Source organism: Buttiauxella agrestis ATCC 33320 (assembly GCF_000735355.1).
GTDB lineage: Bacteria > Pseudomonadota > Gammaproteobacteria > Enterobacterales > Enterobacteriaceae > Buttiauxella > Buttiauxella agrestis.
Window position 1 is genome coordinate 229330 of record NZ_JMPI01000022.1, and the last position, 13304, is coordinate 242633.

Annotated in this window: 11 protein-coding genes; 5 read left to right on the forward strand and 6 right to left on the reverse strand. The window is 50.4% G+C overall.

Annotation, left to right across the window (positions count from 1 at the left end):
• Positions 1–8: 8 nt before the first annotated feature.
• The 4 genes from dusC (at position 9) to GBAG_RS05835 (ending at position 5358) form a co-directional block, all read left to right on the forward strand.
• Positions 9–947: a tRNA dihydrouridine(16) synthase DusC gene (dusC, locus tag GBAG_RS05820; protein WP_034494175.1), complete on the forward strand. Its 939-nt coding sequence runs from the start codon at positions 9–11 to the stop codon at positions 945–947.
• A 152-nt stretch (positions 948–1099) separates the two neighbouring features.
• Positions 1100–1942 carry a transcriptional antiterminator BglG gene (gene bglG / locus GBAG_RS05825; RefSeq protein WP_034494177.1) on the forward strand — a complete coding sequence of 281 codons (843 nt, stop codon included), beginning with the start codon at positions 1100–1102 and terminating at the stop codon, positions 1940–1942.
• 151 nt (positions 1943–2093) lie between these two features.
• Positions 2094–3980 carry a PTS beta-glucoside transporter subunit IIABC gene (gene bglF / locus GBAG_RS05830; RefSeq protein ID WP_034494179.1) on the forward strand — a complete coding sequence of 629 codons (1887 nt, stop codon included), beginning with the start codon at positions 2094–2096 and terminating at the stop codon, positions 3978–3980.
• Positions 3964–5358 (forward strand): glycoside hydrolase family 1 protein, encoded by a 1395-nt coding sequence (locus tag GBAG_RS05835; RefSeq protein ID WP_034494181.1) that lies wholly within the window; start codon positions 3964–3966, stop codon positions 5356–5358. Before bglF ends, GBAG_RS05835 begins: the two co-directional genes overlap by 17 nt.
• A gap of 15 nt (positions 5359–5373) precedes the next feature.
• Here the strand turns inward: GBAG_RS05835 and GBAG_RS05840 are convergent, their stop codons facing one another.
• From GBAG_RS05840 to GBAG_RS05860, 6 genes are all read right to left on the reverse strand, one after another.
• A complete protein-coding gene (locus tag GBAG_RS05840) occupies positions 5374–6297 on the reverse strand; it encodes a LysR family transcriptional regulator (protein ID WP_034494183.1) in 924 nt (307 codons plus the stop codon).
• A 148-nt stretch (positions 6298–6445) separates the two neighbouring features.
• Complete coding sequence (gene yohP, locus GBAG_RS23160; protein WP_072011146.1) at positions 6446–6529, reverse strand: small membrane protein YohP; 84 nt, start codon at positions 6527–6529, stop codon at positions 6446–6448.
• A 106-nt stretch (positions 6530–6635) separates the two neighbouring features.
• Entirely contained in the window at positions 6636–7373 is a 738-nt protein-coding gene (locus GBAG_RS05845; RefSeq protein WP_034494185.1) for a class I SAM-dependent methyltransferase, read from the reverse strand.
• Positions 7374–7472: 99 nt separating this feature from the next.
• Positions 7473–9056 (reverse strand): carbohydrate porin, encoded by a 1584-nt coding sequence (locus GBAG_RS05850; RefSeq protein ID WP_034494187.1) that lies wholly within the window; start codon positions 9054–9056, stop codon positions 7473–7475.
• Positions 9057–9106: 50 nt separating this feature from the next.
• Positions 9107–10486, reverse strand: coding sequence for a glycoside-pentoside-hexuronide (GPH):cation symporter (locus GBAG_RS05855; protein WP_034494189.1), 1380 nt, complete (start codon positions 10484–10486; stop codon positions 9107–9109).
• Between the two features lie 24 nt (positions 10487–10510).
• Entirely contained in the window at positions 10511–12085 is a 1575-nt protein-coding gene (locus GBAG_RS05860) for an alpha-L-rhamnosidase-related protein (RefSeq protein ID WP_034494191.1), read from the reverse strand.
• A gap of 212 nt (positions 12086–12297) precedes the next feature.
• Here GBAG_RS05860 and GBAG_RS05865 point away from each other — a divergent pair, with 212 nt between their 5' ends.
• Complete coding sequence (locus tag GBAG_RS05865) at positions 12298–13122, forward strand: helix-turn-helix domain-containing protein (RefSeq protein ID WP_425591292.1); 825 nt, start codon at positions 12298–12300, stop codon at positions 13120–13122.
• The last annotated feature ends 182 nt before the right edge of the window (positions 13123–13304 follow it).

Here is a 13304-nt window from a genome sequence, read left to right on the forward strand (position 1 = left end):
AAAACGCTATGCGTGTACTGCTCGCGCCGATGGAAGGGGTTCTCGACTCGTTGGTTCGTGAACTGCTGACAGAGGTCAATGACTACGACTTGTGTATCACCGAGTTCTTGCGCGTGGTCGACCAGCTTTTGCCGGCAAAATCCTTCCATAAACTTTGCCCGGAACTTCATCAGGCGAGCCGTACATCGTCCGGTACGTTAGTCCGTATTCAACTCCTGGGGCAACATCCACAATGGCTGGCTGAAAACGCGGCCCGCGCGGTGGAACTTGGCTCCTGGGGGGTAGATCTCAACTGCGGTTGTCCCTCTAAACTGGTGAACGGCAGCGGCGGCGGCGCCACTCTACTCAAAGATCCCGACTTAATTTACCGTGGCGCGAAAGCGATGCGTGAAGCGGTGCCTGCGCACTTACCTGTCACCGTTAAAATCAGGCTGGGTTGGGACAGCGATTCCCGGCAGTTTGAAATTGCTGACGCAGTACAGCAGGCTGGTGCAACCGAACTTGTCGTTCATGGGCGCACCAAAGAAGACGGTTATAAAGCCGAGCGGATAAACTGGGCGGCGATTGGCGAAATCCGCCAGCGTTTGTCGATTCCGGTGATTGCTAATGGCGAAATCTGGGACTGGCAAAGCGCGCAAGATTGCATGGCGGCAACAGGCTGTGATGCGGTAATGATTGGCCGTGGCGCGCTTAATGTGCCGAATTTAAGCCGCGTGATTAAATACAATGAGCCGCGGATGCCATGGACGGATGTGGTGAAATTGCTGCAAAAATATAGCCAGCTCGAAAAGCAGGGCGACACGGGGATGTATCACGTGGCGCGTATCAAACAGTGGCTGGGGTATTTGCGTAAAGAATATGTTGAGGCAACGGACTTGTTTACTGAGATTCGTACACTTAAGCATTCTGCGGACATTGCCCGCGTGATTTGTAACCCGGTACGTTAAGCCGCGATCTTCGTCACGATTTTCAATTCATTCGTTTGAGTGATGTTTCGAAGCTGATAGAGTGTCATTGTTGGATTGTTACTGCTGCGGCAGGCAAAACCTGATTTTCTGGCTTCTGCCGGAGGTCAGGTTTTTTTGTTTCTGGGGTACTGATGAAAATCGCCAAAATACTCAATAACAATGTCGTGGTGATTATTGACGAACATGGACGTGAACAAGTGGTTATGGGGCGTGGCCTGGGCTTTCAGAAGCATATTGGCGACACCCTGGAAAACGACAAGATTGAGAAAGTGTTTGCCCTGAAAAGTGACGAACTGGTTGCGCGGTTAAGCGAATTACTTAGCCAAATCCCGCTGGAAGTGATGACCACCTGCGATCGTATTATTGAGCTTTCGCGTCAGCGCCTGGGTAAGTTACAAGAAAGCCTGTACATCACGCTGACCGATCACTGCCATTTTGCTATAGAGCGGCAAAAGAAGGGAGTGGTGATTCGCAACGTCTTGCTGTGGGAAATTAAGCGCCTTTACCCTAAAGAATTTTTGCTCGGCCAGGAAGCGTTGACCATCATCGAAAAGCGCCTGAATGTTCAATTAGCGGAAGATGAGGCCGGGTTTATTGCTCTGCATCTGGTGACTGCGCAGTTGAATAGCGAAATGCCGGAAGTGATGCACGTGACCCGGGTGATGCAGGAAATCTTGCAGATCGTGAAGTACCAACTGCGGTTTGAGTATGACGAAGAGAGTCTGAGTTATCAGCGCTTTGTTACGCATCTGAAGTTTTTTGCCCAACGAATGCTGAGCCGCAACGTGGTGGCAGATGACGATGTCACGCTACATGCGGCGGTGAAAGATAATTATCCGCAAGCCTGGCGTTGTGCTGAAAAACTCAGTCGCCATCTGATGACGGAATATCAACGAGAGTTAACGACAGAAGAAATTATGTTCCTCGCAATTCACATTGAGCGGGTGCGCAAAGAGAGTCTTAAAGTTTCATAACGACGTGCCGAAAGGCCGACGAAAACAAAAACGGATTGTTACTGCTGCGGCAGGCAAAACCTGAGCACTGGCTTCTCCTTGAGGGAAGTCGGTCTCAGGTTTTTTTTTACTTTACTCAGTCATATATGCCGAAAGGTGAAAGGAAAGAATGATGGGATATCAAGATGTTGCAAGAGATATTCTGACCCATGTCGGTGGGAGAGAAAATATTATCAGCCTGGTCCACTGTGCCACGCGCTTACGTTTTAAGCTCAAAGATCAGAAACAGGCTGATGCGCAGGCGCTGAAAAATAACCCTGGCGTGATTATGGTGGTGGAAAGCGGCGGGCAGTTCCAGGTGGTGATTGGTAATCATGTTCACGATGTTTACAACGCGGTGTGTGCTGAGGCCGGAATTGTTGAAGATGGCGTTCAGCCAGCGTCTGAACCGGGTGAAAAGGTTAATATTCTCAGCCGCTTGATTGATATTGTATCAGCAGTATTTACGCCGTTTATCGGTGTGATGGCGGCCTCCGGTATTCTCAAAGGCTTGCTCGCCGTGGCGGTGGTTTTTGGCTGGCTAACGACCGAAAGCGGGACATATAAACTGTGGTTCGCCGCCAGTGATTCGCTGTTTTACTTCTTCCCTCTGGCGCTGGGCTACACGGCAGGTAAAAAATTTGGCGGGAATCCATTCGTTACCATGGCTATCGGTGGGGCGCTGACGCATCCGGTGGTGATGCAGGCCTTAGAGGCCAGTAGCCAGGCGGGTGCCGCCACCGAATACTTCCTCGGTATTCCTGTCACTTTTATTAACTACAGTTCTTCAGTTATCCCGATTATTTTAGCCGCGTGGGTGAGTTGCTGGCTGGAAAAACAGGGCAACAAGCTGTTGCCCTCTGCGATGCGTAACTTCTTCTCCCCGCTGTTTTGTCTTGCCTTCACGGTTCCACTGACCTTTCTGTTGATTGGCCCGGTCGCGACATGGCTAAGCCAGATGTTAGCTCATGGGTATCAGGCAATTTATGCCCTGGCACCGTGGCTTGCAGGCGGTGTGATGGGGGCTATCTGGCAGGTGTGCGTCATCTTCGGACTGCACTGGGGATTAGTCCCGCTGATGATTAACAACCTGAGCGTGCTCGGTCACGACACGATGATGCCGCTGTTATTGCCCGCCGTTATGGGACAAGTGGGCGCGACCTTAGGTGTATTCATTCGTACCCGCGATAAGAAGCTTAAAGTGCTGGCAGGCTCCGCGTTCACCGCAGGGATCTTCGGTATAACTGAACCTGCTGTGTATGGGGTGACGCTGCCTAATCGCCGCCCGTTTATCTTCGGCTGTATTGCCGGTGCCGTTGGCGGCGTGATTGTTGGGTTCAGCCAGACAAACGTCTATTCGTTTGGCTTCGCCAACATCTTTTCCTTCGCGCAAATGATTCCGCCAGGCGGCGTGGATGCAACCGTGTGGGGCGCTGTTTTCGGAACGCTGTTGTCGCTGGTATTAGCCTGCGTTCTGACATGCATCGCGGGTTTACCCCGTACAGAAGTTAACGCGCCTGTTGTGACGAAACCGCGCGAGAACGAAATCCTTGCGCCGATGAGCGGAACGGTACTGGCGATGGATCAGGTTCCAGATTCCACTTTCGCCAGCGGTTTGCTTGGCGAAGGAGCAGCGATAATCCCGCTGACCGGCAAAGTTATCGCACCGTTTTATGGTGAAGTCGCCTCGTTATTCCAGACCCGCCACGCCATTGGTTTGCTTAGCGATAGCGGCATCGAAGTGCTGATTCATATTGGTATTGATACGGTAAAACTGAATGGTCAGTACTTCACCACCCATGTGAAAGTGGGGGACAAAATTAAGCCCGGCGATTTGCTGATTGAGTTCGACAGGCAAGCGATTCTGGATGCCGGATACGACCTCGCAACCCCCGTCATTATCAGCAATAGCGACGAGTACGCGAGTGTGATGCGAAATACTAATGACCATGTAATTGATTCAGGTATGCCGTTCCTGACGGTTCTAAACAAAGGAGAAGTAAATGAAAGCATTTCCTAAAACGTTTCTGTGGGGCGGCGCGATCGCTGCAAATCAGGTAGAAGGCGCATGGCTTGAGGATGGGAAGGGTGTTTCCACTTCTGACCTGCAACCGAATGGCGTATTAAGCGACACCGTTGAGCGCAAGCCGGGTGATTTTGGCCTTAAAGATATCGCGATCGATTTCTATCATCGCTACCCGGAAGACATCGCGTTGTTTGCGGAAATGGGGTTTAGCTGCCTGCGCGTGTCCATTGCCTGGACACGTATCTTCCCGAACGGTGACGAAACGCAGCCTAACGAGGCGGGTCTTGCATACTATGACCGTCTGTTCGATGAGCTGGCGAAACACAACATCACGCCGATGGTCACGCTTTCGCATTACGAAATGCCGTGGGGCCTGGTGAAAAACTACGGTGGCTGGGGCAACCGTGAAACCATCACCTTCTTTGAGCGTTATGCGCGTACCGTATTCACACGCTTCAAAAGTAAAGTGAAGCTGTGGCTGACGTTCAACGAAATCAACATGGCGCTGCACGCGCCGATGACGGGCGTTGGGATCTCTGAAACCAGCAGTAAAGCTGAAATTTACCAGGCGATTCACCACCAACTCGTTGCCAGTGCGCTGGCGGTAAAAGCCTGCCACGAAATCATTCCTGATGCGCGTATCGGCAACATGCTGCTGGGCGGCCTGGTGTATCCGTTGAGCTGCAAGCCAGAAGATGTGCTGGAAACCATGCAGGAAAATCGCAACTGGTTGTTCTTTGGCGACGTGCAATGTCGCGGTGAATATCCGGGGTATATGCTGCGCTATTTCCGCGACAACGGCATCAAGCTGGAAATCTCTGAGAGCGACCGCGAAGCGCTGAAAGCGACCATCGACTTTATCTCCTTTAGTTACTACATGTCCGGATGTGTCACTGCTGATGAAGAACTCAATGAGAAAGCGCGTGGCAATATTCTAAACATGGTGCCAAACCCGCACCTGGCGAGTTCCGAATGGGGCTGGCAAATCGACCCAATCGGCCTGCGTATTTTGCTCAACAAGCTGTGGGATCGTTATCAGAAGCCATTGTTTATTGTTGAAAACGGCTTAGGGGCGAAGGATAAACTCGAAGCCGATGGGACGGTGCATGATGATTATCGCATCAGCTATCTCAACGACCACTTAGTTCAGGTGCGCGAAGCGATTGAAGATGGTGTTGAGGTGCTGGGTTACACCTGCTGGGGACCGATCGACCTGGTGAGTGCATCGAAGGCGGAGTTGTCTAAGCGCTACGGGTTTATCTATGTGGATCGTGATGACAAAGGTAACGGTACGCTTGCACGTTCACGCAAGAAAAGCTTCAACTGGTATAAAGAAGTGATTGCGACCAATGGCGCGAGTTTGAAAGGATAATTGTTGGGGCGGGGGTTAACCCCGCTCACTCACCATTCGCTTAATAAACCCGCGCACCCACATCAGCGCCGCATCACTGTTATGGCGCTGATGCCACAACAACGCCACTTCAAATGGCGCAATATCCAGCGGCACCGGGCTGCAGCACAGTCCCCAGGTTTTCTGCCAATTTTCACACAACCCCTGCGGCACAGTTGCCAGTATCGGCATCATGCTTAATAGTCCCGGCAGAGCGGAAAAGTGCGGGGTGGTGTAGTTAATCTCACGTTTCAAATTTTGCCGGGCTAACACGGTGTCGATATGGCTGCTGGTCGCTTCGCGGTAGCTCACCAAAACATGCTGTTGCGCAGCATAAATCTCCGCAGAAAGCGGGGCGGCGAGTTGCAATTGCGACGGATGCCAGAGCGTCACGAACTCCATCGGCGTCAGAAGTTCGCGTTCCATCCACCGAGCGGACTGGTTTGCCACGCTGATGGCCATATCCAAATCCCCACCTTCCAGGCGCTGCGCGTCCGTAAAAGGGTCACTGGCGACGACATTCAGGCGCACGCCTGGCGCTTGCGCGCGCAGCGCTGGCAGCAGTTGTGGCATCAGCCACATTTCTACCCAGTCAGTCATGCCGAGGGTGATTGTCGCTTTTGCTGAAGCGGGGTGAAACTCCGCCTGCTGGAACAGTGCGCTTTGCAACTGTTCCAGCAATGGCATTAATTCTGTATGCAGCTCCGTTGCACGCGCCGTGGGCTGCATACGATGGCCGCTGCGAATAAAAAGCGGGTCATCAAACATTTCACGCAAACGTGCCAGCGAACCGCTGACTGCGGGCTGGCCGAGGTGCAGTTTATCCGCCGCCAGAGACACGCTCTGTTCGCGAAATAAAACCGCAAACGCAATCAATAAGTTGAGGTCTATTTTGCGAAAATCACTTTCTTTGATAGTCATTATTTCTCCAATCAATTGGAGTGATAATAAAGCTTCGCGGGCAGTGTCTGCAAGGTGAACCGGTTTTGACTGGAAATGAATACACAAGAGGAAGCGAGGGGACGACGCTAACAAAGGGGTGCCGCCATTGTGGTGGCACCCGCTGTTTTCAGAAAATCATCTTAAACACGCCAGTAACGACCAATAAGCCAATAATAAAGATAATCAAAATTGCCCAAAGAATAATTTTCATCACGACTCCCTATCTTATGGCTAGTGTTTAAACAGTATAGGCAAGGAAGTGCGGGGCGGGGGGAGTTGCCTCCCCATAAACGCAAATTGAGATAAATTGAAGTGAATTAGATTAGAGGCTTACGCGCAGCAAGCAGGAAAATCATCGGGCGTTCTTTTTCTTCATCAAGCGCCGGGTTCTGGGCGATTTGTTCAGCGTCTGGCCCCCATTCATCGAGTTTTTCGATAATAAAACCGCTGGCAATCAGCGCGTTTATCCAGCTCGAAAGTTTGCGATGTTGTTTCTTCACGCCGTCCGCAAACCAGTTGCTGATACGCACGCCTTCCAGCTGATAATGATTCACCGGCCAGGATTTTTGCCCGGTCTGATCGGTCATCCAGCCTTGTTGCAACGGGGCGGTATAAATCGGATGCTCTGCCGAAAACACCAGCATGCCACCGGGAACCAGCGCCTGATAAAGCGTGTTGAAAAGTGCCGGAATATTTTCCAGATAATGCAGCGCCAGCGAGCTGTAAAACAGGTCAACACTTTGTACTTCCGGCTGTAACTGCTCCAGATCTTCACGGCGATAAACAATGCCCGCGCCCGTGGTCATTTCCTGTGCTTTTTCGAGCATTTTCAACGAGACATCCAGGCCCAACACATTTGCTGCACCCTGGTCACGTGCGTAGCGGCAAAACCAACCGTATCCGCAGCCTAAGTCCACCACCGTTTTACCTTGTAACGGTGGTAAAAATGTTTGTATGGTTGCCCATTCCGGTGCGCCATCTAACCCTTTAATGGAGCGGTCAAGAGTGGCGTATCCTTCAAAAAATGCCGGGTTATCATAGATATTTTGTGTCATTGCAACTCCTGTTCGCAAAGCCGTGATTGGCAGAAGAAGTCTAATGAAGTTATTAACCTGGGGAAAGGGTTCCCCAGGTTAAGGGTGGAGCTTTTCCTGTCAGAACCAAATTTCCGACTGTACGCCGAAGTTCCAGTTCCCGCCTGCGGTGAAGCCCGTGCTGCCGAAATCATCATTGATGGCATAATGATCCAGCTCTTTTGACCAGTTCATATACGTGGCAAAGAAGCGAATTTCTGGGCGAGCTTTAATATCGAAGACATTGCCGACTTTAAAGGTTGGTGCGAAGGTCAGCTTGTAGAAGTCCCCTTTTACCGCCTGATAGTTATAGGTTGATCCGTCCGAGGTGTAGCTTCGGCCATTCGGATCTAAATCCATATATTGCCAGGAGGCCTCATAAAGCAGGGCGAAGTTTTGCGTAATGGCCTGTGAAGCGCGCAGGTTAAAGGTCGCCCAATCGTAACGATCGCCATCGCGATAACGGTCCTCACTGTGCTGGGCAATAACCGATGGAGCCAGTTCCCAGTTTTTACTCACCGGTACGATGCCGTAAGAGGCAAAGCGTAAGGATTTCGCATTCTCGGTTAAATCCCCGTCGCTACCAGGCTGGCGTGCTTCTGCGCCCAAGCCACCGCCATACTGTAGCGCTGTCTCAGAAACACCCGGGGCCAGGCCATAGAACCTGGATTTATCATGGTAGGCCAACATCGCGTAATAGCCATTTTTGGCGGTATTATCGCTGCGCAAAGCGTAGCTTCCGGTGGTTGAGGTGTTGTCTTTTAAGTCGTCATTTCCTTGCGCTGTCATGCCGGTTAACATCAATTGCCAGTTGTTGTAGAAGTTATTGGCCGTAAACATCAGGTTCTGAATGTCATTGTCGTTGTAATTATCGCTGCCGAGGTCGCCAAAATTACGCCCGTAAACGTTAAAGTCAGATTTTAATTTATCCGTCCACTGCACATCATTTATTCCTCCCCCGGTTCCACCGAGGAACATAATATCGCTATCCGTAAAGTGAATGTCGAAATTATCACGGTCAAAGCGCTTGCCTGCCCATAATATGGCGTGTTCCGCGACGCCACCGAAGCTTGCCAGATCACCCATTTCGACATAAAGCTGGCGAATATTGATATGATGGCTGTCATTATCCTGAACCCATGGGTCAGGGTTATTAGCCCCATCGGCCAACATGGTTTTGAAATGTGCCCATGAACCGTCATCAAAACTCATTTTCTTATTGAAACTTAATTCTACGTAATTATCTTTTTCATTGCCGAGGCGCCCGACATGTGCGTCCCCATTTAATGAACTTGCGGGTGAAACACCTGGTCCACCGCGACCACCTTTCCCATGCTCATTAATCAGCAGCCCTGAACGGGCGTAAGCGGAAAACTCAAAGCCATCATCACGTTTATTTTTTTCCACCGTTTCGATCTGTTGTGTTTGTTTTTCTTGTTTCTTCGTTACCTGCGCAAGCTGTTGTTCGGCGGCGAGGGTGCGCTTTTCTGCTTTATCAGCCCGGAGCCTGGCTTCACTCGCTTCTCGTTCGGCCAGATTTAATCTCGACTCCAACAATGCCAGTCTTTGTTCTATTGATAAGGGAGTTGAAGCCTGAGCTGAGGAGTAATAGCCCAGCCCAAAAAAGGCGCAGAGAATCCCTGCGCGAATCTTTGTGATACGCATGAATTAATTCCTTGTAAAAACCAGAGGTGTTTTTTAATTAAACTTCTTGATTACATCGCACGACTCTTATTTAAATTAAATGCAGGGTCTGAATTGGCTGCGTTAATACCAGAATCTAAATCGGCACGGATTTGTTCGTAATGGTCATCGAGGCGATAAAATTTACCTATCCACAACATTGAGACGATAATTAGCGCCGCAGGAATATAGAGATAGCAGGCTTTGATCGCGAATAAAGCATCAACACTTTGTGCGTGATTAGCCACATAACCGCTGGCGGAGAGCATAATTCCGGTAATAGCGCCCGCACCGGCCATCGCCACTTTACCCAGGAAACCATTAATGGAGGTTAAAATTCCGGCGGTATTAATTCCGGTTTTCCAGACGCCGTAATCAACCGGGTCCGCCTGCATTGAGAAATAAATCGCGGTACGTTGCCCGGCGCCAAGTGACAAAATAACTGCCCCTGCGACCAGTGCCATCACGTTCACACCTGCGAAAATCATCACCGCCATACCCGCCAGGTTTATAGCAGAGGCGACAAGATAGACGTGGCGTTTTTTCATGCGTTTTGCCAGCAACGGAACCGTCAGCGTACCCAATAATGGTACGAAGGTGGAGATCCCGGCCACCAGCGCGGTTAATTCGCTATTGCCGACGTAGTAATTAAAGAAGTACACCAGTGCGCCCGTCTGGAAGAAAAAGGCACCCCACATCAGGAAGATATTCACTGCAAAAACAAACCACGGCGGGTTATTGCGCAGGCTGACCCAGGCACGTTTTAAGGTCATCTTTTCTGAGGTGATATTGATTTTCTCTTCGACATTGCGAAAGCTAATCAGCAAAAAGAAGGTCGCAATCACGCCAAATACCATCGCGGTATATAAGAAACCGTGCTCCTGATTGCCCTGGCCCAGCGCTTTTACCAGCGGCAATGTGGCGACGGCGACAATCGTCGAACCTAGCGAGCCCAGCAAGATGCGTACCGTTGAAAGTGTGGTGCGCTCTTTGGATTCACTGGTCAGGAAGGGCAGCATCGCGCAGAACGGGATGTTGACGATGGTATAGAGAAACGACAGACACAAATAGGTGATGAAGGCGTAAATCAGCCGGCCTGTGGTGCCAAAATCGGGTACGTAAAACGCCAGCACACACAGCAAGCCGAAAGGCACCGCACCAATCAGCAGATAAGGGCGGCAGCGGCCCCAACGGGTGCTGGTGTTATCAATCACCAGCCCCATCAGTACATCCGCGACGCCATCCACCAGACGTGCCACAAGGAACATCAGGCCAACATAATAGGCGGGTAGCCCCATCACATCGGTATAAAAGTACATCAGGTACAACGAGATCATTTGCCACACGAGGTTGCAGGACAAGTCCGCAATGCCGTAGCCGAAGCGTTGCCGCCATACAGTAGAGGTAGACATAAGTAGGTTCTCGACGTTGTTGTTTTACAGTAGGTACTTTCTAATGAACCACGAAGGAGTGCAGCTCCAGGCGTGGCAATAGCTGTTGATGAGCTTGCTGCCATAAGGGGAAAAATCAGGCCGTAGCGGATCAAAAAGCTCCCAGAAGGTATCGGCTCCGTGTTCCACCATCGCCCCCCAGTAGCGTTTGATCTCGTGAGTGGCTTGCTCTCGCTCATTCACCTGCAACAACGCCGCGACGTAATGATGCATCATGTAGGGCGTGTTCATCTGAATTTCCGGTGGATGAGTTAACAGATGGGCTAACAACTGGCGTTGGCTTTCCGGCGTACCGACATCTGCCAACACCAGCCAGACCTGCGAAGCGCAGGAAATTTGTCGCGATTCACCACTGACGAAAAAGCCGCTTTGTGGATCCCAAAGTTCGCGCAGTGCCGCACTTTTCAGCGTCGTAATCTGTGCTTCAAGCCATGTGACTTTGCTGCTGTCATAAGTACGCGCCAGCATTAATGCTTTGTTGAGGCAGTAGATCAGCACCCCCTGAGACGCCGCTTGCTTGTTGAGGTCTTCGTGCCAGTCAATAAATGACCACCAGTCGCTGCTGTCACGCACGATACCGTTTTCAGCGACTCGCGCCATGGCCAGCTCGATTTGCCGCCAGGCGAGCGGCCAAAGCTGCGCCAGTGTTTCGCTGTCATCAGTCACCGCGACGTACTCTTGCAGCACATCGACAAAAAACAGTGCGTAATCGAACAGGAAAGTATCGTCAGCAATGACTTGCGGCTTAACAAAAATATTCGCCGACACCATGCCATCTTCCCGCGTCATGGCAGCGAAAAGATAAAGACAGCGTTTGACCAGGGAGTAATTTTGCACCGTGACATCATTCACCAGCGCTTGCAGGCGCAAATCACCGAGCCACAAGCGGCGGTCGCGTTTGGGTCCGTCTTCAAATACGTCGTGCATGCAGTTTTTCAGGGTGTTAACGGCCACCTCATCAATGCGTTTTAACTGAAGATCCACGGTCTCGCAGGCGGGTAGGGTGGCAAGCGACGCGGAAGTGACGGTATCGAGCTTCAGAGAGGTAAAACGCAGTTGGAATTTGCGTGACAGCGCCAGAACGTTAATGCGCAGATAGCGGCAGCAGTAACGACGTGAAAGTCGCGTATGGCCTGGCAATTCATCCAGATAACAGTCCTGCTGCTGGAGCCAGCTGCTGCTCAACCAACCGTTATATTCAGAAAAAGGCTCAACCACTTCTGCGAGCGTTTCACCAAAGATAAATTGCAGATGCGCTGGAGCATCTGGCGGGCTGCCGACCGCTTCGCAGGTAAACTCCAGGTAACCGATGCAATGCTTGCCGAAATCAATAATGACGTGCTCGCCCTGCGCGAAATCGTATTGGAAGAAATCTTCTGCGCTGTTCACGACATCCGCTCGCCAACCGTGAATTTGCTGCGCATCCGGCTGCGCGCTAATCATCGCCTGGGGGAGAACATCATGGTGATAGAGTTCAGGAATGAGTTCCTGTGCTTTGGCCAACATATGTGGATGACGAACCATCTTTAGATGACCATTTTTCTGCAATGCCTGTGACATACCGAGCCCTTAATGATGAAGCAATGAGCCGAGTTTAGAGGGCAACTCTGTTTTTCATCTATTCTCAGGCTGCCAGTAATTGTTAGTGAATGGCATTTTCAGTGGGGTGCAGTGGTTGGTTGTCACAATTTAAAAAATCGGGATCGTTATTTAGGCCGGAGTGTTTTATTTTTCCCACAGTCCAGAGTGGTGGGTTTTGCGAGAACGTAATGATTAATAAGTTAGAAGTCAGTAAGTATTTTCCCGATGAGCAGACCAAGCTTTCTCTTTATGCCAGCGACCCGGAAGACAACAACTGCGAGCATAGCCATAGCTTTCAGGAACTGGTGATTGTTGAGGAAGGGCACGGCCTGCATGTGATTAATGGCAAGCCGATTTTTATCCAGCAGGGCGATGTGTTTTTTATTGGCGAGAACGATGTTCATTTTTACGATGAATTGGGCACCTTAAAGCTCATCAATATTTTAATTAATCCGCAGCTGGAGTTTGTTTATTTAACCGGAATAGAACAATTATTGAACCGTATTGCGGGCAACACGGCGGCAAATTACGGCTGGCTTACGCCGGAGACTAAAGCACACTGCAAACGGTTGATTAACGACATTTTCCATCAGCAGAGTTCGGGCGTTGAAAATCAGGCTTTAAAAGAGTCGCTGTTTTTTACCTTAGTGACGCAAATCATTTATGCGCAGTCGCAGGCTGAATACAGCAATACCCGCTACAAACTGCATAAGTTACTCAGCTATTTGCAAGAAAACTGCTTTAACGAGATTGACTGGCAGCAACTGGCAAATCAGTTTCACCTGACTCAACGTACCACGTCACGACATATTAAAGAGGTGACGGGGCTGACGCCGGAAAACTATCTGAAACGCCTGCGCCTGGTCTCGGCGCGAGTCAAGCTCAAAGAAACCGACATGACGATTACCGAAGTGGCTTTTTTGTGTGGCTTTGCCAACAGCAACCATTTCACCACCTCGTATAAGAAAGTTTTTGGCGTAACGCCGAGTGCTGAGCGCAAACGGGTGGAAAGGTGAAGCTATGTCAAAATTTAATCACCATAGTGATATTTGATTGTGATATTTTTATCACGGTAATAGTAATGTAGATAAACTAGTTTCAAATTGTATCCCTTATTAACCTCGTGTGTATTGCCACTGATACCTAAACTTTTGCGCTATGGAATGCGTAACCTGAGCACTTTCTTTTACTCTGTGGC

Bases quoted from the DNA above. Each gene is read 5' to 3' on its own strand.
- dusC (WP_034494175.1), top strand. From the start codon at position 9: ATGCGTGTACTGCTCGCGCCGATGGAAGGGGTTCTCGACTCGTTGGTT.
- bglG (WP_034494177.1), top strand. From the start codon at position 1,100: ATGAAAATCGCCAAAATACTCAATAACAATGTCGTGGTGATTATTGAC.
- bglF (WP_034494179.1), top strand. From the start codon at position 2,094: ATGGGATATCAAGATGTTGCAAGAGATATTCTGACCCATGTCGGTGGG.
- GBAG_RS05835 (WP_034494181.1), top strand. From the start codon at position 3,964: ATGAAAGCATTTCCTAAAACGTTTCTGTGGGGCGGCGCGATCGCTGCA.
- GBAG_RS05840 (WP_034494183.1), bottom strand. From the start codon at position 6,297: ATGACTATCAAAGAAAGTGATTTTCGCAAAATAGACCTCAACTTATTG.
- yohP (WP_072011146.1), bottom strand. From the start codon at position 6,529: ATGAAAATTATTCTTTGGGCAATTTTGATTATCTTTATTATTGGCTTA.
- GBAG_RS05845 (WP_034494185.1), bottom strand. From the start codon at position 7,373: ATGACACAAAATATCTATGATAACCCGGCATTTTTTGAAGGATACGCC.
- GBAG_RS05850 (WP_034494187.1), bottom strand. From the start codon at position 9,056: ATGCGTATCACAAAGATTCGCGCAGGGATTCTCTGCGCCTTTTTTGGG.
- GBAG_RS05855 (WP_034494189.1), bottom strand. From the start codon at position 10,486: ATGTCTACCTCTACTGTATGGCGGCAACGCTTCGGCTACGGCATTGCG.
- GBAG_RS05860 (WP_034494191.1), bottom strand. From the start codon at position 12,085: ATGTCACAGGCATTGCAGAAAAATGGTCATCTAAAGATGGTTCGTCAT.